The sequence below is a fragment of the Flavobacterium sp. genome (assembly GCF_021151785.1).
Taxonomy (GTDB): Bacteria; Bacteroidota; Bacteroidia; order Flavobacteriales; family Flavobacteriaceae; genus Flavobacterium.
This window is the reverse complement of record NZ_JAGKWP010000012.1, coordinates 1-25,046: the sequence shown is the minus strand read 5'-3', so window position 1 is coordinate 25,046 and position 25,046 is coordinate 1. Positions and strand designations below refer to the sequence as shown.

The 25,046-nt window shown below is 33.2% G+C and carries 22 protein-coding genes; 9 read left to right on the top strand and 13 right to left on the bottom strand.

Annotation, left to right across the window (positions count from 1 at the left end; genetic code table 11):
- The first annotated feature begins 37 nt into the window (after positions 1-37).
- The 4 genes from kynU (at position 38) to era (ending at position 4,984) form a co-directional block, all read left to right on the top strand.
- Positions 38-1,333 carry a kynureninase gene (gene kynU, locus QZ824_RS02420; protein ID WP_291274446.1) on the top strand — a complete coding sequence of 432 codons (1,296 nt, stop codon included), beginning with the start codon at positions 38-40 and terminating at the stop codon, positions 1,331-1,333.
- 8 nt (positions 1,334-1,341) lie between these two features.
- Positions 1,342-2,421: an agmatinase family protein gene (locus QZ824_RS02415; protein ID WP_291274445.1), complete on the top strand. Its 1,080-nt coding sequence runs from the start codon at positions 1,342-1,344 to the stop codon at positions 2,419-2,421.
- Between the two features lie 115 nt (positions 2,422-2,536).
- Entirely contained in the window at positions 2,537-3,877 is a 1,341-nt protein-coding gene (locus QZ824_RS02410; RefSeq protein WP_291274444.1) for an NAD(P)/FAD-dependent oxidoreductase, read from the top strand.
- Positions 3,878-4,102: 225 nt separating this feature from the next.
- Positions 4,103-4,984 (top strand): GTPase Era, encoded by an 882-nt coding sequence (era, locus tag QZ824_RS02405; protein WP_291274443.1) that lies wholly within the window; start codon positions 4,103-4,105, stop codon positions 4,982-4,984.
- Positions 4,985-5,019: 35 nt separating this feature from the next.
- Here the strand turns inward: era and QZ824_RS02400 are convergent, their stop codons facing one another.
- On the bottom strand, positions 5,020-5,523 hold the full coding sequence (locus tag QZ824_RS02400) for a hypothetical protein (protein ID WP_291274442.1): 504 nt from the start codon (positions 5,521-5,523) through the stop codon (positions 5,020-5,022).
- 95 nt (positions 5,524-5,618) lie between these two features.
- On the opposite strand from QZ824_RS02400, the gene der reads away from it, so the two are divergent.
- Both der and QZ824_RS02390 read left to right on the top strand, forming a co-directional pair.
- Positions 5,619-6,929 carry a ribosome biogenesis GTPase Der gene (gene der, locus QZ824_RS02395; RefSeq protein ID WP_291274441.1) on the top strand — a complete coding sequence of 437 codons (1,311 nt, stop codon included), beginning with the start codon at positions 5,619-5,621 and terminating at the stop codon, positions 6,927-6,929.
- Between the two features lie 27 nt (positions 6,930-6,956).
- The gene (locus QZ824_RS02390) at positions 6,957-9,791 is read left to right on the top strand and encodes an outer membrane beta-barrel protein (RefSeq protein ID WP_291274440.1); all 2,835 of its coding nucleotides are present in this window, start codon (positions 6,957-6,959) and stop codon (positions 9,789-9,791) included.
- A gap of 223 nt (positions 9,792-10,014) precedes the next feature.
- On the opposite strand, the gene QZ824_RS02385 is transcribed toward QZ824_RS02390, so the two are convergent.
- The 7 genes from QZ824_RS02385 to QZ824_RS02355 form a co-directional block, all read right to left on the bottom strand.
- Positions 10,015-10,914, bottom strand: a complete 900-nt coding sequence (locus tag QZ824_RS02385; RefSeq protein ID WP_291274439.1) for a hypothetical protein — start codon at positions 10,912-10,914, stop codon at positions 10,015-10,017.
- A 474-nt stretch (positions 10,915-11,388) separates the two neighbouring features.
- Complete coding sequence (locus tag QZ824_RS02380; RefSeq protein ID WP_291274453.1) at positions 11,389-12,153, bottom strand: YgcG family protein; 765 nt, start codon at positions 12,151-12,153, stop codon at positions 11,389-11,391.
- A 25-nt stretch (positions 12,154-12,178) separates the two neighbouring features.
- A complete protein-coding gene (locus QZ824_RS02375; protein ID WP_291274438.1) occupies positions 12,179-12,619 on the bottom strand; it encodes a TPM domain-containing protein in 441 nt (146 codons plus the stop codon).
- Complete coding sequence (locus QZ824_RS02370; RefSeq protein ID WP_291274437.1) at positions 12,619-13,221, bottom strand: LemA family protein; 603 nt, start codon at positions 13,219-13,221, stop codon at positions 12,619-12,621. Before QZ824_RS02370 ends, QZ824_RS02375 begins: the two co-directional genes overlap by 1 nt.
- A 12-nt stretch (positions 13,222-13,233) precedes the next feature.
- Positions 13,234-13,530, bottom strand: a complete 297-nt coding sequence (locus tag QZ824_RS02365) for a hypothetical protein (protein ID WP_291274436.1) — start codon at positions 13,528-13,530, stop codon at positions 13,234-13,236.
- Positions 13,531-13,860 carry a MerR family transcriptional regulator gene (locus QZ824_RS02360; RefSeq protein WP_291274435.1) on the bottom strand — a complete coding sequence of 110 codons (330 nt, stop codon included), beginning with the start codon at positions 13,858-13,860 and terminating at the stop codon, positions 13,531-13,533.
- Between the two features lie 107 nt (positions 13,861-13,967).
- Positions 13,968-14,945 (bottom strand): M23 family metallopeptidase, encoded by a 978-nt coding sequence (locus QZ824_RS02355; RefSeq protein WP_291274434.1) that lies wholly within the window; start codon positions 14,943-14,945, stop codon positions 13,968-13,970.
- Positions 14,946-15,179: 234 nt separating this feature from the next.
- On the opposite strand from QZ824_RS02355, the gene alaS reads away from it, so the two are divergent.
- Positions 15,180-17,816 (top strand): alanine--tRNA ligase, encoded by a 2,637-nt coding sequence (gene alaS / locus QZ824_RS02350; RefSeq protein WP_291274433.1) that lies wholly within the window; start codon positions 15,180-15,182, stop codon positions 17,814-17,816.
- Between the two features lie 60 nt (positions 17,817-17,876).
- Here the strand turns inward: alaS and QZ824_RS02345 are convergent, their stop codons facing one another.
- Positions 17,877-18,254, bottom strand: coding sequence for a RidA family protein (locus QZ824_RS02345; RefSeq protein ID WP_291274432.1), 378 nt, complete (start codon positions 18,252-18,254; stop codon positions 17,877-17,879).
- A 3-nt stretch (positions 18,255-18,257) separates the two neighbouring features.
- On the bottom strand, positions 18,258-20,003 hold the full coding sequence (locus tag QZ824_RS02340; protein ID WP_291274431.1) for an ABC transporter ATP-binding protein: 1,746 nt from the start codon (positions 20,001-20,003) through the stop codon (positions 18,258-18,260).
- A gap of 53 nt (positions 20,004-20,056) precedes the next feature.
- Between QZ824_RS02340 and QZ824_RS02335 the strand changes: the two genes are divergently transcribed.
- Both QZ824_RS02335 and QZ824_RS02330 read left to right on the top strand, forming a co-directional pair.
- Positions 20,057-21,007 carry a GSCFA domain-containing protein gene (locus tag QZ824_RS02335; protein WP_291274430.1) on the top strand — a complete coding sequence of 317 codons (951 nt, stop codon included), beginning with the start codon at positions 20,057-20,059 and terminating at the stop codon, positions 21,005-21,007.
- A gap of 1 nt (position 21,008) precedes the next feature.
- A complete protein-coding gene (locus tag QZ824_RS02330) occupies positions 21,009-21,668 on the top strand; it encodes a DUF4230 domain-containing protein (protein WP_291274429.1) in 660 nt (219 codons plus the stop codon).
- Positions 21,669-21,700: 32 nt separating this feature from the next.
- Here QZ824_RS02330 and QZ824_RS02325 read toward each other — a convergent pair whose 3' ends face one another.
- From QZ824_RS02325 to QZ824_RS02315, 3 genes are all read right to left on the bottom strand, one after another.
- Positions 21,701-22,009: a rhodanese-like domain-containing protein gene (locus QZ824_RS02325; protein ID WP_291274428.1), complete on the bottom strand. Its 309-nt coding sequence runs from the start codon at positions 22,007-22,009 to the stop codon at positions 21,701-21,703.
- 61 nt (positions 22,010-22,070) lie between these two features.
- Positions 22,071-23,825 carry an aromatic amino acid hydroxylase gene (locus QZ824_RS02320; protein WP_291274427.1) on the bottom strand — a complete coding sequence of 585 codons (1,755 nt, stop codon included), beginning with the start codon at positions 23,823-23,825 and terminating at the stop codon, positions 22,071-22,073.
- A 77-nt stretch (positions 23,826-23,902) separates the two neighbouring features.
- Positions 23,903-25,046, bottom strand: a 1,144-nt coding sequence (locus QZ824_RS02315; RefSeq protein WP_291274426.1) for a T9SS type B sorting domain-containing protein, incomplete at its 5' end; no start/stop codon positions are given.

Genomic DNA, 25,046 nt, shown 5'->3' with positions numbered 1-25,046 from the left:
TTTTCAATACTTTTACAAAACCAAAAAAACAAACACTATGAACTTTATAAATTCGCGTGAATTTGCACAACAATTAGATGCTCAAGATGAATTAGCAGCATATAAAAACGAATTTATTTTTCCACAACACAACGGGAAAAATGTTATTTATTTCACTGGAAATTCTTTAGGTTTGCAACCTAAACGTACCAAGGCGTATGTGGATGAAGTAATGAATGATTGGGCAAATATGGCTGTAGAAGGTCATTTCTTTTCAAAGAAGCCTTGGTGGGATTATCACGAAAGATTCTGCGGGCCGCTAAGTAAAATTGTTGGAGCAAAAACATCTGAGGTAGGTGTAATGAATACATTAACTGTTAATCTACATTTGTTAATGGTGTCTTTTTATCAACCAACAAAGTCACGTTTCAAAATTGTATGTGAGGAAAAAGCATTTCCATCAGATCAATATATGTTGCAGTCTCAGGTTGCATTTCATGCCAAAAGCTTAGGTTTTAATCCGTCAGAAGCTATAGTAGAAGTAAAAAGACGTGACGGACAATTGAATATTTCACATGATGATATTATAAAAACTATAGAAGAAGTAGGAGATGAATTAGCCTTGGTTTTAATTGGTGGTGTTAATTACTATACCGGTCAAGTGTTTGATATGGAAACAATAACAAAAGCGGGGCATAATCAAGGAGCATTTGTAGGATGGGATTTAGCTCATGCTGCTGGTAATATTGAAATGCAATTGCATGATTGGGGGGTAGATTTTGCTGCTTGGTGCAGTTATAAATACATGAATTCTGGACCAGGAAATGCTTCAGGTTACTTTGTTCATGAAAAGCATCATAAGAATAAGGAATTATCACGATTTGCAGGTTGGTATGGACACAATAAAGAACGTCGATTTTTAATGGAACCAACATTTGATCCTGTGGAAGGTGCAAATGGATGGCAAGTGAGTAATTTACCCGTTTTATCATTAGCTCCTTATCTCGCTTCAGTTGAAATGTTTGAAGAAGTAGGTATGGAAAAATTAATCCAAAAGCGAAATCAAATTACATCTTATTTGGAATTTATTCTTCATGAAATAGATAAAGAGGTAGCATCTGCAGAATTTGAAGTGATAACGCCCGCTAATCAAAATGAAAGAGGCTGCCAATTGTCTGTCTATTTGCATGGTCAAGGAAAAGAATTATTCAATGCGCTTATGCAAAATGGAGTAATAACAGATTGGAGAGAACCCAATGTTATTCGATTAGCTCCTGTACCATTTTATACTTCATTTGAGGATATGTATGATTTTGGTCAAATACTAAAAAAACTTATTAATAGTAAAGCTTAATTTGAAAAATGACTAAACAACAAAAAATTGAAAATTTTGATCCATCGCAGCCTGGTTTAGCTGATGCTACTGTTTTTGGATTGCCTTTTACAGCTGAAGAAAGTGAAATTATTGTAGTGCCAGTTCCATGGGAAGTAACTGTGAGTTATGGTGCAGGTGCTTCTGAAGGACCAGCGGCCATTCTAGATGCTTCTTTTCAAGTAGATTTATTACATCAAGATTTTCCTGAATTATGGAAGTTGGGAATATACATGGATGAGGCTCCAAGTCATTGGGCAAAGAATTCTGCAAAGTATAAGGATTTAGCCCAACCCATAATTGAAGCTTTAGAAAATGGAGAAGATGTGGCTACTTTTCCTGTGCTTCAATCGGATTTAGATAAAATTAATAAAGTTTGTAGAGACTTGCATTCTGAAGTAAAAGAGCGTATTCAATTTTGGTTAGATAAAGGGAAAAAAGTTGTTTTGTTAGGAGGAGATCATAGCACACCACTTGGGTATTATGAAGCTTTAGCAGCCCAGTATACTGATTTTGGAATTTTACATTTAGATGCACACATGGATTTAAGAATTGCCTATGAAGGGTTTACTTATTCACATGCGTCAATTATGTACAATACTTTGCAATTACCTCAAGTGTCAAAAATTGTCCAAGTAGGTATTCGTGATTTTTGTGAGCAAGAAGTAGATGTTGTTAAGAAGTCAAATGGACGAGTAAAAGTTTACACTGACTCAGATTTGAAAAAAGAACAATTTGAAGGTAAAACTTGGAAGCAACAATGTGAAGAAATAATTGCACAATTACCTCAAAAAGTGTGTATTTCTTTTGATATAGACGGCATGTATCCATGGTATTGTCCTAACACAGGTACGCCAGTTCCAGGTGGATTTGCTTTTGAGCAAGCAACTTATTTATTTAATTTGTTGGCTAATTCAGGTAAAGAAATTATTGGATTTGATTTGGTTGAAGTAGCGCCAGGTGAGCATGATGATTGGGATGGAAATGTGGGGGCAAGAATGTTATTTCATATGTGTGGTGTTTTAGCTAAAAGTAATCGAATGAATGTGGGGCAACGTATAGAATTTTAAACAAGTTTTATCCTATAGTGTGATTTTGTGAGAATGTTATTTGTGAAAACAATTCTAAATTTTGTATCTATTTTAGAAATAAAAAGGATAAATTTGCATAACAAGATTTACTACAATGCAAACGCCAAAAAAAATCGCAATAGTAGGTTCTGGTTTAGTTGGAACCTTGTTGGGAATTTATCTTAAAAGAAGAGGACATACGGTACATATATTTGATAGAAGTCCAGATATTAGAAAAATTAATTTTTCAGGTCGTTCAATAAACTTAGTTTTATCAGATAGAGGGATAAAAACCCTCAAAAATGTAGGTTTAGAGGATGAAATTCTAGGAATTGGAATTCCAGTTGAAAAAAGGGCTATTCACACAGGTACAGATAGAGTAACCAATCAGTTTTATGGCTTAGATGGAGAGGTTATCTATTCCATTTCTCGCGGTTTGTTGAATAAGAAAATGGTAGATTTAGCTGAACAAGCAGGGGTCGAATTTTTCTTTGAAAGTAAAATTTGGGATGTTACGCTGACTGATGCGACTCTACATATGGGAGAAGAGGAACGAGGCGAATGGACTGAGTTGAAATATGATTTAGTTTTCGGAGCAGATGGGGCTTTTTCAAGAATTAGGCATCGTATGCAAAGACAAAGTATGTTCAATTACTCACAAGAGTTTTTAAATATTGGATACAAGGAATTAAATATTCCAGCTAATTCTGATGGTTCGCACAAGTTAGATAAAAAATCTTTGCATATTTGGCCAAGAGGAAACTTCATGTTAATGGCATTAGCTAATTTAGATGGAAGTTTTACGTGTACTTTGTTTATGCCCCATGATGGAGAAAATTCCTTTGAGTCATTAAAAACAAAAGAGCAATTAGTGGATTTCTTTGCACAGCATTTTCCTGATACTAAAGAAGTAATTCCAAATTTAGTTGAAGATTTCTTTAAAAACCCTACGAGCTATCTAGTAACTATGAAGTGTTTTCCATGGACTTATAGTGATAAGGTCGCTTTAATTGGAGATGCCTGTCATGCCATTGTACCTTTTTATGGTCATGGGATGAATGCTGGATTTGAAGATATAACGGTTTTAGAAGAAATGATGGAGAAATATGGTGATGATTGGGCAAATTTACTGAATGAATATGAAAATTCAAGAAAACCAAATGCTGATGCTATTGCTGAATTGTCTTATCGTAATTTTATGGAGATGAGTGCAAAAACCGCAGACACAAGGTTTTTATTGCAAAAGAAAATTGAAAAATGGTTTTCAGAAAAACATCCTGATAAATGGATTCCGTTGTATTCACGAGTTACCTTCAGTCATCAACCTTATTCCGAGGCTTTAGCTGAAGGAGATAAACAAAATAAAATCATGGAAGAAATATTAAATATGGAATCTATTGAAGAAATTTGGGATACTGAAGTGGTAGAACACAGAATTTTAGAATTATTAAAATAATCAATCAACCTTCAAGAAACTTATTTTGAAGGTTTTTTTTGAATGTAATACATCAGGTTAAATTTAAACGTAATTAGCCGTTCGTAATTCCAATTTCTAGTTTGCATTACGTACCTTTGCAAAATAATTACTTAGATATAGGATGCCAGTTTTAAAACCTTTATATAGTATTTCAATATACATGATGGCACAAATAGGTAAAGTTAAATGATTAAATAAAATAGAATGCACAAAGCAGGATTTGTAAATATTATTGGTAATCCCAATGTAGGAAAGTCAACCTTAATGAATGCCATGGTAGGCGAACGTTTGTCAATTATAACAAGTAAAGCACAAACCACGCGCCACCGGATTTTTGGAATTGTAAATGATGAAAATTATCAAATAGTTTTTTCAGATACTCCCGGGATTATCAAACCAGCTTACGAATTGCAATCTTCTATGATGGATTTTGTAAAAACCGCTTTTACAGATGCTGATGTCCTGATTTACATGGTAGAAGTAGGTGAGAAGGAATTGAAAGACGAGGCTTTTTTTAATAAAATCATTCATGCAAAAGTACCTGTTTTGTTGTTGCTGAATAAAATTGATAAATCCAATCAAGAACTTTTAGAACAACAAGTACACTGGTGGAAAGAAAAAGTACCTAATGCGGAGATTTATCCTATTTCAGCATTAGAGAATTTTAATGTTGAAAATGTATACAATCGAATAATTGAACTATTACCCGAATCGCCTCCTTTTTATCCTAAAGATCAATTAACCGATAAAACTGAGCGTTTCTTTGTAAATGAAACCATTAGAGAAAAAATTCTTTTGAATTATGACAAGGAAATTCCTTATTCTTGTGAAGTGGAAACTGAGGAGTTCAAAGAAGAGGAGAACATCATTCGAATTAAATCAGTAATCATGGTGGAGCGTGAAACTCAGAAAGGAATCATTATCGGGCATAAAGGATCAGCTTTAAAAAAAGTAGGCATTCAAGCTAGAGAAGATTTAGAACAGTTTTTTGCAAAAAAAATCCATTTGGAATTATTTGTGAAAATCAATAAAGATTGGCGAAACAGCGCTTACCAATTGAAACGTTTTGGATACAATCAAAAATAAAAAAATCCCGATTAAGTAAAAATAATCGGGATTTTTTAGTTGATTATTTTATTAAATTCTGCTTCTAATTCTTCCATTTGACCATAGCCATTTTCTCTTGTTTGTCTTCCAATGAAATAAAGAAGTACCCAGCAAGCTAGCATAAGTCCCATTACAATCAAGTCTGTAGTTACTGGTTTTTTTAGAGTGAAATTAGTAAATGCAAACATTGAAAAAGTTAAAAAGATACCTGCTAATATGAAATGTAAAAATATGAAAAACGTCCATAAGGTTTGAGCAGGACCAAATAAACCACGAATATGAGTTCCTTGTTCGTTACTTCCTTCTAAATCTTCTAGTTCAATGGTTAGATGAGGCGACCAATAGTAGTGTTTCTCTCCAGAAACCGTAAATTGAATATGATTGCCTCTAATTTTCATTAAAAAATCGGGTGACATCACCTGTTTATAAGCCTCAAATTTGGCTCTTACAGATTCTTTACTTTCGGATACATTCTTGTAAAAACGTAAACGAAGGCGAATGTCATTTTGTGCTTCCATGGGTCGTTCTATTTAAAATAGTGCCCACAATATAGTAAAAAAATTGATATTACAAGATTTAGTAGTACCTTTGCCCATTAGTTGAAAATAAAATTATGAATAATATTGTAGCCATTGTAGGGAGACCTAATGTAGGGAAATCCACTTTTTTTAACCGTTTAATCAAGCGTAGAGACGCCATTGTTGATTCAGTGAGTGGAGTAACTCGTGATCGAAATTATGGGAAAAGTGAATGGAATGGAAAAGAGTTTTCTGTGATTGATACGGGTGGTTATATCAAAGGTTCTGATGATGTTTTTGAAGGCGAAATTCGTAAACAAGTAGAATTAGCAATTGATGAAGCAGATGCTATATTGTTTATGGTTGATGTAGAAGAAGGTATTACTCCTATGGATGTAGAAGTAGCAAAGTTGTTGCGAAAAGTAACTAAACCTGTAATTTTGGTAGTTAATAAAGTCGACAGTGCTAAAAGAACCAATGATGCACTAGAATTTTATAACTTAGGATTGGGTGAATATTTTGCTATTGGAGGGATGAATGGTAGTGGAACTGGAGACTTATTAGATAAACTGGTAGAAGTTTTACCTGAATTACCACAAGTACAAGATGAAGAAAATCCATTGCCAAGATTTGCTGTAGTAGGAAGACCTAATGCAGGTAAATCATCGATTATCAATGCGTTGATTGGAGAAGATCGATTTGTGGTAACTGATATTGCTGGAACTACTCGTGATGCAATTGATACCAAATACAATCGTTTCGGATTTGAATTCAATTTAGTTGATACTGCGGGTATTCGTCGTAAAGCAAAGGTAAAAGAAGATTTAGAATTTTATTCTGTAATGCGTTCGGTAAGAGCTATTGAGCATTCCGATGTTTGTATCTTAGTAATCGACGCTACTAGAGGATTTGAAAGTCAAGACCAAAACATTTTCTGGTTGGCTGAAAAAAATAGAAAAGGAATTGTAATCTTGGTGAATAAATGGGATCTAATTGAAAAGGATACGATGACCGCAAGAGATTATGAAAGAAAGATAAGAGAAGAAATAGCTCCATTTACAGATGTGCCAATTATCTTTGTATCAGCCAAAGAAAAACAGCGCTTGTTAAAAGCATTAGAAGCCGCCGTTGAGGTATTTGAAAATAGAAAACAAAGAGTAGCAACTTCTAAATTTAATGAATTAATGTTGCCTATTATCGAAGCTTATCCACCACCAGCCTTGAAGGGGAAATATATTAAAATTAAGTATTGTATGCAATTACCAACGCCAACACCTCAGTTTGTGTTTTTTGCTAATTTACCTCAATATGTAAAAGATCCCTACAAGCGTTTTATTGAAAACAAACTAAGAGAACATTATAATTTTAGTGGTGTACCTATTGATATTTATTTCAGACAAAAATAAAAATTAACATTTTGTACAATAAATTTTATGAAAAGTAGTTTTAATATTGCATTAAAATTACTTTTTTTATTTTATACTATGTTTAAAACCTTGTTAACTGCACTCATTCTGTTGAGTTCTTTTGCTGTGTCAGCACAAAATCAACTCATTTTCAAAGGGAAATTAATCGACAACACCTCAAAGGTTCCTTTAGAATCTGCTACTATTTATTTAACTCGAGAAAAAGATTCTGCTGTAATTGAATATACCATTTCAAACAAAAAAGGGGAATTTGAACTTAAAGTCTCGCCTCAAACATCTCCTTGCACCTTAAAAATAGCTTTTCTAAAGCTTGAAACTTTTACTAAACGTTTTGAAAGCATCAAGGCTGATTTTGATTTTGGAACTATAGCTTTAACTCCAAAAGACGCTCAAATTGAAGAAGTAGTGATTAATGTTGAAGCTCCACCTATTCGAATAAAAAAAGACACCTTAGAGTTCAATGCGGCTTCTTTCAAGTTGCGTCCTGATGCTAATGTAGAATCTTTGTTGAAACAGTTACCAGGTGTAGAGATTGATGCTGATGGTAAGATTACAGTAAACGGTAAAGAAGTCAATCAAATATTGGTTAATGGTAAACCCTTTTTTGATAAAGACGGTAAAGTAGCCTTGCAAAATTTACCCGCCACAATGATTAATAAAGTTCAGGTGACAGATACTAAAACTAAAAAAGAAGAGAAAACGGGTACAAACGCTGCTTCAAACAATGCCAGTATTAATTTAACCATAGATGAAAAAAAGAACAAAGGCTTTTTTGGTAAAGCTATGGGAGGATATGGAACAGATGAACGATATGAGTCCAGTGGTATAATAAATTACTTTAAGAATAAAACCAAATTGAGTGTCTTGGCTTCGGCAAATAATATTAACTCGGTTGGCTTCTCTATGGATGAGGTATTTGATAATATGGGAGGAGGACGAAATGGCTCAAAGTTATGGGTGAATAATGATGGAAGTTATTGGTATAATGGACAAAATTTTGGTTCAAGCACAGGTATTACTGAGTCTAATTTGGTCGGAATCAATTATTCAGATGAATATTTTAAAAAAATGGACTTGTCCAGTAGTTTTTTTCATTCGGGTACTAATAACAAAAACACAAATAAAACCAGCAGAACGACTTTACTTCCAACAGGAACGTTCACGACTAATTCTATATCTAGTACTAAAACAGACACACAATATAACAATGTGGACTTTGTAGCGGATGTGAAACTAGATTCAACTTTCTCCATTGTATTTGAACCCAAGATTAGTCAAAATAACAGAAAAAATTATAGTGATTCACAGAGTACTTCTTTTGAAAATGGACAATTAATTAATGATTTTACGTCTAAAAATAATGCCGAATCTACTAATAAAGCGATTCAAAATACAACCACATTGACCAAAGCTTTTCGTAAAAAGGGTAGAAGTGTGTCTTTGGTTTTAGATAATGAAAACAATACCAACGACGACAATACGCAAACTAATTCTCAAACGAATTTTTATCAAAATAACACACCATCAGATATTCGAGATCAAATTAGTACATCTCAAGCAAAATATGATAACTACGCTGCTTCTTTTGAATACATGGAACCCATCACCGATTCCTTGTCGATTAAATTAGGAACCACCTTAGATTATAAATGGAACAAAAATACCAATGCAACGTTTGATTATGATCCCATAACTAATGCGTATACTTCCACAAATGATTTGTTAACAATGGTGTATCAGTCTAAAACAAATGAGTTTTCTACTTATGCGGGAGTAAGTATGAATAAAAATAAATATAATTTTAATATAGAATTAGGAACGACCTCAATTACTAATACTAATAATTCTGAATATTTAGGGCTGGCCACTCGATTAGATAAAAGTTTTATGTTACCTAAAGCAAATGTTTATGGAAGCTACAAGTTCAACAAATCGGAAAGTCTCTGGGTGAATTATTATTTGAATTATAATGTGCCAAGTGCAACCCAATTATTGCCAATTCAAAACTTGTCAAATCCTTTAAATACCATAACAGGAAATGCAGATTTGAATATCAATAAAACTCACTCCGTATATTTATCTTATAGAAATTATGATTTTGCTACACGTTCAGGGTACGGTATGTGGTCGGGCATAAATTACAATGAATCAGAAGTAACTTCTATTTCAGTATTTGATGAAAACAGAAAACGGAACACTACTTATGTAAATGTGAGTGGAACTCATAATGCTTGGCTAGGAATCTATTGGAATAAATCAATTAAGAAAGAAAAAATCAATTACCGTTATGAATTGAGATTGAATAACAATTTAACTTATGATAAAGGATTTGTAAACGGACAAATGTTTACTAGTACTTCTTATGCGATTACGCCCACAGCTCGTTTTACCTATGATTGGACCGATATAATTACGATTGCGCCAAGTTATAATTTTTCTAAACAGTTTATCAATTATACCAATTATACCATCGATAAAACAAATTTTTATACTCATAAACTAAATCTTCAAGTGACTGCTTTCTGGCCTAAGAAATGGACTTTTGGAAATGATTTTGGTTATAACTATAATTCCAATTTAGGAGCAGGATTTAAAAAAGATTTTTACTTATGGAATACCAGTTTGGCTTATTCATTTTACAAGGATAAATTTTTAGCAAAAGTTAAAGTATATGATTTGCTAAATCAAAATCAAAGCACCCGAAGAACCGTCACAGAAAATGCCATCACTGATGAAGAAAATATTGTTTTAAAACGCTATGTCATGTTCTCTTTAACGTATAAGATTCATATGTTTGATAGTAAAGAGAAAAAAGAAGGTAGACGTTTTATGATGATGTAATAAAAAAGGGTTTTCTTAAGAAAACCCTTTTTTATGTTCCTATTTTTAATTTTTATTTAGTACTAGATGTAATGCCTAATAACGGATGACTTGATAAACGCCACCTGATGAAATTTGTTCTTTCATCAAGTTTTGTGTGTTGTGTTAGTTTATTCTAGATGATTCAACTTATAGGAATAGATTAAACCCATTTGAAAGCGAATAAACAATATGTCCAAAAAAATTAATGACACATCTTTTTGTAATCTGCTATCATTCTTAAATAAGGAGTAATTTGAATTTCAGAATCTAAATTATTTAACAATATGTTTTTTTCATCATTTTTGATTGTTTTGTTACTCTTAATCTCTTTCTTTCTTGTTTTTTCTAGTTCTTCAATATCGAAATAGTTCGAATCAAAGTTCCAAATATTTTTTTCAATTACATTTTGTTTTACAAATTCGGGGCAGTTTTTGAAAACTTCAATTAAACCTCCTGACCATTTTTTAAGTAACTTTGTCTTGCTAAAAATATCAGTAAAATTATAATCCATGACATTTATAGCAAAATTATCTTTAGGATTATTCAAATAAATCATAGTTGCAGCTTTTTCAAAATGACCAGATGGATTACCGTTTGCCCCTTCTGTTTCTTCATATATGTCATAGGAGAAAACATTGATGATATCTTGTGAATAGAATGGTAACCAGGCTTTCTTTTTCAAATCTTTTATCGTTCCGTCTGAATTTACAGTTGCTAAATCCATAAGTTTGTAATGACCGAAATTAACCCCGTCTTCAATAATTTTTACTTCAATGATTTCATCACTAGTTAGATTGATTTCTTTTTGAGCTAGTTCTTTTTTAAAACTAAATGATTTGTCAGATAAATTCAAAGCATCAATGGGATTCGATGAAAATGCATTTTTAAAATTGAAACTTAAAGCTTTATTTTGGATGAAACCATAAATGTATCCAATTTCTTTGGTGCCATTTCGATATGTAATTTCAGCTTTGGTATATTTCGCGGAAAAATCAACTTTTAAAAATAATAAATTAATTTCATTTAATTTTCTAGAGCCTATTATTTGAGAGTTAATAAGTGTTGGAAAAAGTAATAGGATAAAAAAAATTTTTTTTTTCAACTTTTCATTAAATAGAATCATTTTTGTATGGATATAAATGTGTTAAAACTTGTTTACTCTTTTGTTTGTAAAATATAGGAAAACATTAGATTATGAAAGAAGACTAGCGTTTAACGAACAAATATATAAAAAATGTAAGAAAAAATATTTTATTTTTGATAGTGTAAGATATACAATTAATTTAGTTATTGGTTCTAAAAAAAATATAGGTAATTTATTATTTTTCTTCTAATTTATTAGAATATTCATGCCAATTTGGTGTAAAATCATTTCGGTAAAAATACAGCATTGATATAGTATTAATAATAAATGAATACATGTTGTAGAAGAAAGATAAAATCCATGTAAAAAATAATAAACTCCGTAGCGTAATAACGAATTATATAATCACACCAATAAAAAAGGCTTCCATTTTTGGAAACCTTTTTAAATTTATACAGTAAAGGGATGTTGCCATCAAGTGTAAAAGAAAGATTACCAACTTCCGCCAGCACCTCCTCCTGAGAAGCCGCCGCCGCCAAAGCCGCCACCAAAACCTCCAGAGGAACCCCCTCCAAAACCTCCGCCAAATCCACCACCACGTCCCATTCGGCTCAATAAGATGAAGTCACCTAAATCAGGACCGCCACCAAAACCACCTCGGTTGCCTGGACCTCTGTGCTTAGACGAAATTAAAATAAAGAGAATAATAAATGCAATAATGATGATAATTGGTATCAGACCTGGGCCTTCTTCTTCGCGTTGTCCTTTGTATTTCCCTTTTAGAACTTGAAAAATAGCGTCAACACCTTTGTCTAGCCCTTGATAATAGTTGCCTGCTTTGAATTCTGGAATAATTATATTTCTAACAATTTCACCATTAATTCCAGCAGTTAGTTTTTCTTCTACGCCATATCCCGGTGCAATCCAAATCTTTCGATCTTTCTTCGAAAGTAAAATCAAAACGCCATTATCTTCTTTCGACTGACCAATGCCCCATTCGTGTCCCAATTTAGGAGCCAATAAACCAATGTCTTCTCCTTTTAAATCGTCAATAGAAATAAAAACCAGTTGAGTAGAAGTACTGTCCGCATAATTAATTAGTTTCTGTTCTAATTGTTTTGCTTCAGTAGCACTTAAAACCTTGGCATAATCATACACAGAAGTCTGAAAATCTGGTTTTTTAGGTATTGTAAATTGTCCAAAAGAAAGGGTTGTTGAAAGGAACAGTAAAAATGGAACTAAAACAACGTTAAACATTGATTTTGAAACGGATAACTTCATCTTAATTTCTTGATATTTCATTAGACAATTCATTGGTGTCGGTGGCAGCATCATAGGGGAAATACTGTTTTAAACGTTCTCCTGCTCTAAGAATGCCTTCCACTAATCCTTGTTTGTACGCTCCGTTTTTAAAATGAGATAGAACTAAATTTTTAGTACTGTCCCAAAAATCAGCCTCAACTTTTTCGTGAATGCCTTGATCGCCTAAAAGGGCAAAACTTTTCGTTTGAAGACATACATAAAACAAAACCCCATTTTTCAATTGTGTAGCTTCCATGCCCAATTCATAAAAAACCTCCTTGGCTCTTTCGAGTGGAGGTTTTGAACTGTTTTCTTCAATATGCACACGGATTTCGCCAGAGGTGTTTTGTTCAGCTTCTACAATGGCTTGAACAAGCTCTTGCTCTTCAGTTGGAGTCAAAAAATCCTTAGCCTTAACCATTACTTTTTGTCGTTTTTGAAATCAAAATTAACTTCTACAGGTTTCTCGGCACCAGCAACAGCATCAAAATAAGGTTTCTCTTTGTAGTTGCCTAAGAATAAAGAATTAGGAAAAACTAAAATATAGTTGTTGTATTTTTGAACAGATTCATTAAAACGTGTACGAGCAGTTAAAATTTGATTTTCTGTACTAGCCAATTCATCTTGTAACTTTAAGAAATTTTGATTCGCTTTTAAATCAGGATATTGTTCTACAGTTACCAATAATCTCGATAAAGAACTGTTTAAATTACCTTGAGCTTGGTTAAATTGAGCCAATTGTTCAGGTGTCATATTAGTGGGATCTATCTTTACAGAAGTAGCCTCGGAACGTGCTTTGATCACTGCTTCTAAGGTTGATTTTTCAAAATCTGCCGAACCTTGAACGGTTTTAACTAGGTTACCAATTAAATCATTTCTTCTTTGGTAAGTGGTTTCCACGTTACCCCATTCTTTACTTACTTCTTGATTTACACGTACAGCCCCATTTTTAATGCTGATGTACCAAAAAAATAAAATCGCTAATAAACCTAAAATAATAGCAATCGGTAAATACTTTCTCATAATTCTGTTGTTTTAATTTTTTATATTTATTTGTTTTAAAATTCGTTTTCTTCCGCTAATCAAATAGAAAATACCGGTCATAAACCAAAGGAAGACAAAACCTATGGTCCACATGAATCTTTCGGTACCATCAATAGTTTTAGATTCATATACTTCGAGTAAGCAGGATACAATAAAAGTGATTAAAGCTAGAATGCCTAAAGTCATAAACATCCCTGAAAATTCTAATTTCTGCAACTTTAATATGGCACCTATTAAGGTAAGAGCAAATGTTAACCAAAAGCTGGCTTTTACCACGTCAAATTTCATTTATAATTCTTTCTTTAAATTTAATAATTGCATTTTTACTCCCTCAAGTTTAGCAATAATCTCAAATTTATCTAAACTCTTCTTTTTGTTTTCTTTTAAATGTACTTTGGCACCTTCGAGTGTAAACCCGCGCTCTTTCACTAGGTGATAAATTAATTGCAAGGTTTTCACATCATCAGGTCTAAACATACGGTCGCCCTTTGCATTCTTTTTCGGATTGATTTCATCAAATTCTTTATCCCAAAATCGAATTAAAGAGGCATTGACATCAAAAGCTTTTGCTAATTCGCCTATACTGTAATATCTTTTTTCTGGTAAATTCAATTGCATGTTCTGCCTTATCTATTTGTTACTATTAGTCTTGTTATTTTTTAAATGTTACATCAATTTTATTTCTAAAAAATGAAATTAACGTAATCTTTTAGACGCCCTTCAAATTAATCCAACGACTGGTTTTCTTGATTCGCTAATTGCGCTAGTAATACATATTCTTTCGCTGAAATCGAACCATAATAAAAGTTCAATGGATTAACGATTTCACCATTTTTATGCACTTCATAATGCAAATGGGGCGCTTCACTTCTGCCGGTACTGCCTACATAACCAATAATATCTCCACGTTTTACACGCTGTCCAGCTTTTACTTTATATTTACTTAAATGGGCATATAAGGTCATGTATCCGTATCCATGCGTAATTTCAATATGATTGCCGTAACCGGATAAGGATGCGTCTGCTTTTCGAACTATACCATCACCCGTTGCATAAATAGGAGTGCCCGTTTTGGCCGAAAAATCCATGCCTTTGTGGAATTTTCTAATTTTGGTAAATGGGTCACTTCGGTATCCAAATCCAGAGGCCATTTGTCGCAAATCTTCGTTTTTAACTGGTTGAATGGCTGGAATGGCAGCTAATAATTTTTCCTTTTGCTTCGCTAATTTTGTAATATCATCTAGTGAGTTCGATTGAATAGCTAAAGCCTTCATAATTTCATCTACTTTTTTAGAGGAATTAATAATTAAATCACTATTGTTAAATCCTTCTAAGTCTTTATACCGATTCACGCCGCCCAATCCAGCTCTGCGCTCTTCTTCATTGATTGGAGAACTGTTAAAATATACCCGATATAAATTATTGTCACGGTCTTCAATAGCGGTTAAAGCTTCGTCCATTAGTGCTACTTTATTGGTTAACAATTTGTAGTTTAACTTCATGGTTTCTAGTTCTCTAGCTTGTAATTTAGACTTAGGTGTTTCAAAGAACGAGGTGTTGGCTAAGATAAAAAAACATAAAAAACCAAATAAAGCAGACGATAACAAAAACAACAGCGCCATACCTATTTTTTTTCTTTTTTTAGGGATAATTCTTTTGAACGCTAATTTTTCTGAATCGTAATAATATTTTACCTTCGCCATTGCTAAAAATTACTATTTTTGTGCTCGTTATCACAAAGTAACAATAATTATACGGATAAACTAAAAAAATGTTTCAAATTAGGAGCAGATATTTTAGTCTATTCCTCACAAGTCGTCCTGCTGTCCGCTCTACAAGGTGTCGCTCCCATCAGGGCTATACTTGACGTAAAGTAGATCAATCACATAAAACTAGGATGAATTTTTCAAGCTAGTAAACAAATAAATGAAGTAAACATGAAGTCACAAGACATTCGTAAAGCGTATTTAGATTTTTTTAAAAGTAAGGACCACTTAATTGTTCCTTCTGCACCTATCGTTTTAAAAGACGATCCAACCCTTATGTTTAATAATTCGGGTATGGCGCAGTTCAAAGAATTTTTTTTAGGAAACGGAACACCAAAAAGTGCCCGTATCGCCGACACGCAAAAATGTCTTCGTGTTTCTGGTAAGCATAATGATTTAGAAGATGTAGGTTTTGATACGTACCACCACACCATGTTTGAAATGTTAGGTAACTGGTCGTTTGGTGATTATTTCAAGAAAGAAGCCTTGGCTTGGGCTTGGGAATTTTTAACCGAAGTGTTGAAGTTGGATAAAGACCGTTTGTATGTTTCGGTTTTTGAAGGAAATCCAGCAGAGAACGTTCCATTTGACCAAGAAGCGTTTGATATTTGGAAACAATACGTTTCAGAAGACCGTATCATCTTAGGAAATAAAAAAGACAATTTCTGGGAAATGGGCGACCAAGGTCCGTGTGGTCCGTGTTCGGAAATTCATATCGATTTACGTTCAGATGCGGAGCGCGCAGCTGTTTCTGGTCGTGATTTAGTAAATGCCGATCATCCACAAGTAGTGGAAATTTGGAACAACGTATTTATGGAATTCAACCGTAAAGCAGATGGTTCGTTAGAAAAATTACCTGCCCAACACGTGGATACGGGTATGGGATTTGAGCGTTTGTGTATGGCCATGCAAAATGTAACTTCAAATTATGATACCGATGTTTTCACACCACTAATTGCTAAAGTTTCAGCAATAACAGGATTAAAATACACCAATAACGAAGTTAAAGATATTTCAGAGGAGCAAAATAAAATCAATATTGCCATTCGTGTAATTGTAGACCACGTGCGTGCCGTAGCGTTTGCTATTGCCGACGGTCAGTTGCCTTCGAACACAGGTGCGGGTTATGTAATTCGTCGTATTTTACGTCGTGCCATTCGTTACGGATTTACGTTTTTAGGAACCAAAGAACCTTTCATCAATCAATTAGTTGAGGTATTGGCGAATCAAATGGGTGAATTTTTCCCTGAGATTAAATCGCAACAACAATTGGTTACTAATGTAATTCGCGAAGAAGAAGCGTCTTTCTTAAGAACTTTGGAGCAAGGATTACAATTATTAGATAAAGTAGTTGCAGAAACATCAGGAAAAGAAGTTTCGGGTGAAAAAGTATTCGAATTGTACGATACTTTTGGTTTCCCGAAAGACTTAACGGCTTTGATTTTAAAAGAAAAAGGCTATTCATTTAATGAAACTGAATTCGAAAACGAATTACAAAAGCAAAAAGCACGTTCTCGTGCGGCTTCAGAAGTAACGACTGATGACTGGAAAGTTCTAATTGATGGAAACGTGGAAACATTCGTGGGTTATGACCAAACGGAAAACAACGTTAAAATCACTAGAATTCGTAAAGTAGATTCTAAAAAAGATGGTGTTTTGTATCAAATTGTATTAGATGCAACTCCTTTTTATCCAGAAGGTGGTGGACAAGTAGGTGATAAAGGAACCTTAGTTTCGGCTAACGAAACCATCGAAATTATCGATACGAAAAAAGAAAATAACTTAATTCTTCATTTCGCAAAACAACTTCCAGAAAATGTGGAAGCTGCATTTGTAGCCAAAGTAAATACCGATTTAAGAACGTCAACTTCTAAAAATCACTCGGCTACGCATTTAATGCATTTGGCCTTGAGAAGCATTTTAGGAACACACGTAGAACAAAAAGGGTCGTTAGTAAATCCAAATTACTTACGTTTCGATTTTTCTCATTTCTCTAAAGTTTTGGATGAAGAATTGCGTCAAGTGGAAGCTCTTGTGAATCAGCAAATTGAAGCACAATTACAATTACAAGAGTACAGAAATATTCCAATTCAAGAAGCTTTAAACAAAGGAGCAATGGCTTTATTTGGAGAAAAATATGGTGATACGGTTCGTATGATTGAATTCGGCGACAGCAAAGAGCTTTGTGGTGGAATTCACGTGAAAAATACCGCGGATATTTGGCATTTCAAAATCATTTCTGAAGGGGCTGTTGCAGCAGGAATTCGTCGTATTGAAGCGATTACGGGTGATGCTGTTAAAGCGTTCTATAAAAATCAAGAAAACACGTTAGCGGAAATTAAAGAAGTATTGAAAAACCCTCAAGATGTTATAAAATCAGTAGCTTCATTACAAGAGGATAATGCCAAGTTGAAAAAACAAATTGAGCAATTAATAAAAGAAAAGGCAAAAAACCTTAAAGGGGAATTGGCTTCTCAAATTCAAACTATTAATGGTGTTGATTTTTTAGCTGTTCAAGTGGATTTAGATGCTAATGGAGCAAAAGATTTGGCGTATGAATTAGGTCAAAATAAAGACAATTTATTCTTGGTTTTAGCAACCGTGAATGATGAAAAACCTATGTTGACTTGTTATGTGTCAAAAGAATTAGTAGATGCTAAAGGCTTAAATGCAGGTCAAGTTGTACGCGAACTTGGAAAATACATTCAAGGTGGCGGTGGCGGTCAAGCCTTTTTTGCAACTGCTGGAGGTAAAAATTCAGCGGGCGTGAAAGAAGCATTGGAAAAAGCAGTTGATTTTGTGAAGTAAATTTTCAAAATATATAATTTCAATCCTGACAAGTTTTTAAAACGCGTCAGGATTTTTTATTTAAAGTTTACTTATCACGGCGATAGCTTCAATTTCAATTAACCATTCTGGATTACCTAAAACCGAAACACCAACCAAGGTACTTGCTGGATAATCGGTTTCCCCTAAAAATGATCTGCGAACTTTTCTAAAAATGGGTAAATCTATTTCTGGATTAAAATTTACAATATAGGTATTCATTTTCACCACATCTTGAAAACTGGCCTTGCATGTTTTTAAAAGTTCATCCAAGTTTTTAAATGTAGCAATACTTTGTTCTTCTAGATTTGAACCGGTGCCTATTTGTCCGGAAATATAAAGGGTAATGGTTTCTTTTGTCTCGACTTTTACAACTTGTGAAAAGCCTGCATTTGGTTCTATATATTCTTTTTTAAACATCTTTTATTTTCGTTCTCCAATTTGTTGTCTCCACATAGCGTAATACAAGCCTTTACTGTCTACTAAATCTTGGTGTTTTCCTTGCTCTATGATATTACCTTTTTCCAGTACAAATATTTTATCAGCATGCATGATTGTTGACAAACGATGCGCAATTAAAACGGTAATACGTTCTTGATTGGAAATCGATTTAATGGTTTCGTTAATCGCTTCTTCAGTAATGGAATCTAACGCTGAAGTGGCTTCGTCAAAAATCAATAAATTCGGGTGTCTTAAAATTGCCCTTGCAATAGAAAGGCGTTGTTTCTCTCCACCGGAAACTTTAATTCCACCTTCACCTATTGTTGTTTCTAATCCGTTTTCGGCACGTTTTAATAAGTTTTGGCAACTCGCTTGTTCTAAGGCATGTAACAATTCTTCATCGGTAGCATTAGGTTTAACAAATAATAAGTTTTCTTTGATTGTACCAGAAAATAACTGAGCATCTTGGGTTACAAAGCCTAATTGTTTTCTTAATTCAATTAAATCAACTTCTTTTTCATCAATCTCGTTGTAAGAAATGGAGCCCTCATTGGGTTTATAAAGTCCTACTAATAATTTCACTAGCGTTGTTTTTCCAGATCCAGATGGACCAACAAAGGCCACGGTTTCTCCCTTTTTTATTTCAAAGTTAATGTGTTCAACTGCTTTAAAATTGGCCGTTTGGTGTTGGAAACTCACATTTGAAAATGTTAATTTTTCAATAGTGCCTATTCTGGTAGGCTGTGCAGGTTTATACTCAGACTCTTTTTCCAATAAGTTTTTAAAGTTATCCAACGAAACTCTGGTTTCATTTTTTACAATGATAAACTGACTCATTTCCTGTAAAGGATTGAAAATAAAGAAAGTAAAAAACGTCATTGTTAATAAATCACCCACTACAATTTTACCTTGAAAAACAAAATAATACAAAGTAAAAACTACTAAAGTACGCATAAAATGTACGGTTGTTCCTTGTATAAAGCTTAAACTTCTTATATAACGAATCTTTTGTAGCTCTAGTTTAAGTATCTTTAGTGTATTTAAGTTTAATCGGTTTTCTTCTTGATGGGTTAAACCTAAACTTTTAACCAATTCAATATTGCGTAAACTTTCGGTGGTGGCGCCTGCTAATGCATTGGTTTGTCTGACAATTGTTTTGGAAACTTCTTTTATTTTTTTTCCTAAATATGAACTCACTAATCCAATGATAGGTGCTGTAACAATGAAAATTAAAGCGATTTTTATATCAATTCGAGCGATGTAAATGAATACAAATACAAATCCTACAACTGTTTGAAATACTAATGAAATAGATAAATTAATTAATTTTTCAGAGTCAATACGTACCTTTTGTAGTTTGTTTAGTGTTTCACCACTGCGTTGGTCTTCAAACTGAGCGAAGGGTAAATCCAATGATTTTTTGATGCCGTCGGTATACATGGCAGCTCCGGTGCGCTGAATGACAATGTTAGTAAAATAATCCTGAAAGTTTTTTGTAATACGAGAAATCATAGCTATGAAAACAGATAGTCCAAGCCAAAATCCTACGGACTTCAAGAATCCCATTTCATTGCCTTTATATTTTGCAATTCCTACGCCACAATCTTGCATGAGTTTACCTGTGATAACGGAATCACTCAAACTAAAACAAATATTTAATGCTGCCATTACCAAGGCGATTGCCAGTAATGCATAATGTTTTTTTAAATAAGAATATAATAGATTCATAACAATTTAATTAGTAATTTTGGTTTAAAGAACCAGTAGATATTTCTGAAAGCATGCAATTTAGTTTAAAAGTACCGTTAGTTCCATCGCAAACTCCTTTAGATTATGATTCAAAAGTACTCTTGTTAGGTTCTTGTTTTTCAGAAAATATTGGAAGCAAATTTACGTATTTTAAATTTCAAACCACGATTAATCCTTTCGGAATTATTTTTAATGCTGTATCCCTGGAACTATTGATTAAACGCTGCTTAGATAAAGACTATTTCACCGAACAAGATGTTTTTTTTCATCAGGATTTATGGCATTGCTTTGAGGTTCATTCTGATTTATCACATCCGGATCAAAATAAATTCTTGACTGTGTTGAACAATAAACTGAATGAATTAAATCAAAAGATCAAAGAACTTACACATGTATTCATAACATTCGGTACTTCGTGGGTTTATCGACATAGAGAAACTCAACAAATTGTTGCGAATTGTCATAAAGTACCACAAAAGGTCTTTGAAAAGGAGTTGCTTTCCGTAGACCAAAATAGAGTAAGTATTCAAAATTTAATGTCTTTTTTTTATGAATTGAATCCAAAATTGCAGCTTGTGTTTACTATTTCACCTGTTCGACATATCAAAGATGGTTTCTTTGAAAATCAGGTAAGTAAAGGTCATTTGTTTGCAGCTTTGCATCAAATTTGTTCAGAGATTGATACTAGAGTGAATTATTTTCCTTCTTATGAAATTGTTCAAGACGAACTTAGAGACTATCGTTTTTTTGAGAAAGATATGTTGCATCCTAATGCGTTAGCTATTGATTACATTTGGGAGCAATTGACTTCTATTTATTGTACAGAATCAACTCATTCTATAATGAAGGAAATAGCTTCTATTCAGAAAGCATTAGCTCATAGATCGTTCAATCCAAATACAGCGAGTCACCAAAAATTTTTGTTTGCACTTCAACAGAAAATAAAAATAATTCAAAATAAAGTAACCCATATTCAATTTTAAGATGACACAATACACAACAAATTCTTTTTTTGGTAAGTTTATAGAGTTTCGTAAATGGTTAGTCGTGATGCTAGTTGCTATTTTACTGCTTTTAGTTTACAAATTTTTGAGTAAAACGGATACTTCTACCACGACAGTTGAATATGATACTGCATTGATTCAACAACAAATTAAGAATGTTGGTAAATTAGTCGTTACTGAGGGACATTTTTCTGAAGTAATGACCTATAAGGATCAAAAAAAGTATTTAGGGGATTGGCTATCATTTGAGAAGAAAGCAATTGTTGTGATTAATGCGGAAGTAACAGTTGGTTTCGATTTAAGTCAAGTGAGATTTGAAGTGGACTCTATTCATAAAATTCTTAAAATAAAGAATTTACCAAAAGAAGAAATTAAGATAAGTCCTGACTATAAATATTACAATATTGATGAAAGTACTTTTAATGAATTTGAGGGCAAGGATTATAATAAGATTAATAAAATAGCTAGGGCCAATTTAGCTAAAAAAATTAATTCGTCTTCGTTAAAAACAGATGCTAAAAAACGATTAAAGGAGGAATTGTATAAACTATATTCATTTGTAGAAATTTTAAAATGGAAGGTTGAGATAGAAGGGGTTTTGGTAGATCATAAAGAGCAAATGAATCAGTTTTTGGATTAATTAAAAAAGTCCCGATTAAATCGGGACTTTTTTTATAATTTACTTTCTAAACTTTGCCAACCTCCACCGTTAATACAATCTATTCCATTTTGTTTTAGGATAGAAGTAGCTTGAGCACTTCGCATTCCTGAACGGCAACAAGCAATCACAGGTCTGTTTAATTTTTTAATTTCGCTAATTTTGGATCCTAAAATCTGTAGTGGAATGTTTTTTGAACCTTTAATGTGTCCACTTGCAAATTCTTCATAAGTTCTAACATCTAAAATTACAGCATTTTTTTGTGTGTAAGTTGCAATTTCATTGGTTTTATTTCCAAAACCAAGCATATCTAATATTCCCATGTTTCTTTTTTTAGGCAAATGTAGCGTAGTTTCTCTAATGGTGTTGTAACAAACGTTACAATTAGGCCATTACAGGAGAAATTAGTTCTAATCCATTGGTGATTAAATGAGCAATTTCTGGGCGATTAATTTTTACTTTTTCTAAATGGTTTTGAACTTTTTCAATAAAATCATGTTGCTGGGTTTTATAAGCTAATTCTAAAATTTCTAAACTTAATAGCCAATCATTTGGATGAGCGGAAGAAACAGCAGCAAAAGCTTCTTTTAAGGTAATTTCCGCTGCTCTATTTTCTCTAATATTTCTTATGTTCTTATATAGTCGTTCTAATTCTTCACGCTCTGGAGATTTCTTTTGTTTTATGGTTTGACTTGAAGGCACATGGTTAATCATGTCAAAACTAGTTACATCAGCTGGCCCAGAGAACGCAGATATAACTTCCTTGCCCACAGCCATATCATAAATACCCCATTCTGGTTGGAATAAGATAGTATCGCCATGAGTAACGATACAATTTTTAAATTTAATCAGTAATATTTTGCCTTGAATATTTCGAGTACCTGTTATAATTTCACCACTTACTTTAATATTACCTTCAAATTCTAGAGTAACTTGTTCTCCTTCATAGATGGCATAAGCACTCAAGTCTCTTGGACTCATGTCTTCAATAGCTAAATTAATTCCCTTTAATTTTCCTATTGGAGATCCAAAACCTTCAGCATGATAAGCAGTTCCATGGCCTACTAATTCTTTTTCACGATAAGAAAGTGCTGTTTTTCCTATAGTTTGTACATAAATTGGTTTTCCTTCTTGTTCAATCACGTTTGAGAAAACTCCAGATACTTGGAGTCCTGTACTTAATTCTATAGTTCCAAGAGCTTTCGAAGCTATTAATTTTCTGATTCCTGAAAGACCTCCAGTACGAAGTGCCATTTTATTTGCAAACTCTTCTAAAACCATGCTTAGATGAGCAAAGTCAGGAGTTACAAAGAGTTGAGGCTGAGGTTTAGTAATGTCAAAACTCACATCAGCTGCTTTGATGTCATAAGGTAGTTTTTTTACATGGTCTGTCATGCACCAAGCACTTTCTCCAATAGAAGAGAGTAATCCCGCACCATAAATTTTAGGATTGTCAATCGTTCCTATTAAACCATATTCAACAGTCCACCAATGCAAATTTCTGATTCTTGACATTTCAGACAACTCACCCATGTTGTTTTGAAGGAAATCAACTTGTGCTTCAGCTTTTTCAATTTCTTCTTGAGGGGTATCTTCAGCTTCTTTTAGGATAGAAAGCAAACGAATAGCTTCATACAATTCATAATCACGTGCTGAGGAAATAGCCTTACAACCAATTTCGCCAAATCGTCTCAAGTATTCTGCATATTCTGGATTCGCAATAATTGGGGCATGACCAGCGCCTTCATGGATAATATCTGGAGCAGGGGTGTATTCAATATGTTCTAATTGACGAATGTCACAAGCTATAACTAAAACATTATATGCTTGAAATTCCATAAAAGCATTCGGTGGAATGAAGCCATCTACAGCTACAGCAGCCCAGCCAATTTCTTTTAATATTCGATTCATTCCATACATACTTGGAATAGAATCAATATCAATCCCCGTTTTTTGAAGTCCTTCTAGATAAGAATCATGTGCTACTTTTGACAAATAATCCACATTTTTTCGCATTACATAACGCCATACAGCTTGATTGATTGGCGTATAATCTTCATAATTTTGTGGTTTAATAAATTGTTTTAAGTGAGCAGGTAATCTGTCAATCAGCGGATTGCTTTCAAAATGTGTTTCCATAATTTTAATCGGGTTGCTTGAGGTAAAATTACGAATTTTTCAGAAATTAAGAAAGCAATTTGCGAATTTGGTAATTTTTATCTTTTTAAACTGAAATGAGCCTTGAATTCTTTAGCAACTCCATTTTCTTGGTATTCTAATAAAAACCAGTAATCTGTAGAAGGCATTGCTTTTTCATTGTAAGTTCCATCCCAGCCGTTACTATTTATTGTTGGACTTAATTGTTTGATTAATTTACCATATCGGTCAAAAATATACAATTTTGCATCGGGTTGATTTAATGTACTTATGTTCCAAGTGTCATTGTATCCATCACCATTAGGAGTAAAGAATTTGGGATAATCTATTACAAGGAATTCTTTTTGTAAAAAAGTACAACCATCAGTATCTATTACAGATATAATGTGAGTTCCACTACTAACATTAGTAAATACATTGGAGGATTGTATTGGACCTTCATCAAGATAATATTGTAAGGTTCTAGTTCCATTTAAAACATTAGCTGTTATTGTAGCGTTTTCACTAAAATAATCACTTTGAATTACTGTTAAACTTGATGCTGGTATGGTTTGAGTTATTGTTGCTGTTGAAGTAGTTAAAGTCGGATCTGAAGTACAACCCGTAATTGCATCAATAGCAATTACACTGTAAGTTCCTATTTGATTTACTTCAAGAGTTGCATTCGTAGCTCCAGGAATTAAATTGCCATTACTATCATACCATAAGAAATTATAATCACTATCATTTAAACCTGTATCAAGTGTAATGGTTTGTAGTGTACTTCCTGAAGGTGATACACAAATGGTTCCGCTTTTAAGAATTGGAGTAGGTTCTGGATTTACATTTATTCGATAATCAGTGTAAAGACTAGTGCAATTTCCTAAAGTTGACGTAATTCTATAAATAACATAACCACCCAAAGTTGAAGTTAAAATATCATTTATCGGTTGAGGTGCTATTCCAGAACCCGAGTTGGCACCAGTTACATTCACGGCTGTTATTACTTGCCAGTTTAATGTGGTACTTGATGTAAAAGGAGAAATACCAATCATTAAATTAGTTGTGTCCCCACTACAAATAGTTGAATCAATAAGAGGAATAGGTTGGCCTGGGTAAGGTGTTAATGAAACACTTCCGTTTAACGTTACCGTTCCACAACCACCTGTTGTTGAAATAGTATAAGAAAAAGCACTTGTTGGCGTTCCAGTAATAGTGATGGTG

Bases quoted from the DNA above. Each gene is read 5' to 3' on its own strand.
- QZ824_RS02355 (WP_291274434.1), bottom strand. From the start codon at position 14,945: ATGGCGAAGGTAAAATATTATTACGATTCAGAAAAATTAGCGTTCAAA.
- QZ824_RS02325 (WP_291274428.1), bottom strand. From the start codon at position 22,009: ATGGGAATATTAGATATGCTTGGTTTTGGAAATAAAACCAATGAAATT.
- QZ824_RS02320 (WP_291274427.1), bottom strand. From the start codon at position 23,825: ATGGAAACACATTTTGAAAGCAATCCGCTGATTGACAGATTACCTGCT.
- kynU (WP_291274446.1), top strand. From the start codon at position 38: ATGAACTTTATAAATTCGCGTGAATTTGCACAACAATTAGATGCTCAA.
- QZ824_RS02330 (WP_291274429.1), top strand. From the start codon at position 21,009: ATGACACAATACACAACAAATTCTTTTTTTGGTAAGTTTATAGAGTTT.
- QZ824_RS02390 (WP_291274440.1), top strand. From the start codon at position 6,957: ATGAAAAGTAGTTTTAATATTGCATTAAAATTACTTTTTTTATTTTAT.
- QZ824_RS02365 (WP_291274436.1), bottom strand. From the start codon at position 13,530: ATGAAATTTGACGTGGTAAAAGCCAGCTTTTGGTTAACATTTGCTCTT.
- QZ824_RS02410 (WP_291274444.1), top strand. From the start codon at position 2,537: ATGCAAACGCCAAAAAAAATCGCAATAGTAGGTTCTGGTTTAGTTGGA.
- QZ824_RS02375 (WP_291274438.1), bottom strand. From the start codon at position 12,619: ATGGTTAAGGCTAAGGATTTTTTGACTCCAACTGAAGAGCAAGAGCTT.
- alaS (WP_291274433.1), top strand. From the start codon at position 15,180: ATGAAGTCACAAGACATTCGTAAAGCGTATTTAGATTTTTTTAAAAGT.
- QZ824_RS02360 (WP_291274435.1), bottom strand. From the start codon at position 13,860: ATGCAATTGAATTTACCAGAAAAAAGATATTACAGTATAGGCGAATTA.
- QZ824_RS02335 (WP_291274430.1), top strand. From the start codon at position 20,057: ATGCAATTTAGTTTAAAAGTACCGTTAGTTCCATCGCAAACTCCTTTA.
- QZ824_RS02400 (WP_291274442.1), bottom strand. From the start codon at position 5,523: ATGGAAGCACAAAATGACATTCGCCTTCGTTTACGTTTTTACAAGAAT.
- QZ824_RS02370 (WP_291274437.1), bottom strand. From the start codon at position 13,221: ATGAGAAAGTATTTACCGATTGCTATTATTTTAGGTTTATTAGCGATT.
- QZ824_RS02380 (WP_291274453.1), bottom strand. From the start codon at position 12,153: ATGTTTAACGTTGTTTTAGTTCCATTTTTACTGTTCCTTTCAACAACC.
- era (WP_291274443.1), top strand. From the start codon at position 4,103: ATGCACAAAGCAGGATTTGTAAATATTATTGGTAATCCCAATGTAGGA.
- QZ824_RS02340 (WP_291274431.1), bottom strand. From the start codon at position 20,003: ATGAATCTATTATATTCTTATTTAAAAAAACATTATGCATTACTGGCA.
- der (WP_291274441.1), top strand. From the start codon at position 5,619: ATGAATAATATTGTAGCCATTGTAGGGAGACCTAATGTAGGGAAATCC.
- QZ824_RS02345 (WP_291274432.1), bottom strand. From the start codon at position 18,254: ATGTTTAAAAAAGAATATATAGAACCAAATGCAGGCTTTTCACAAGTT.
- QZ824_RS02415 (WP_291274445.1), top strand. From the start codon at position 1,342: ATGACTAAACAACAAAAAATTGAAAATTTTGATCCATCGCAGCCTGGT.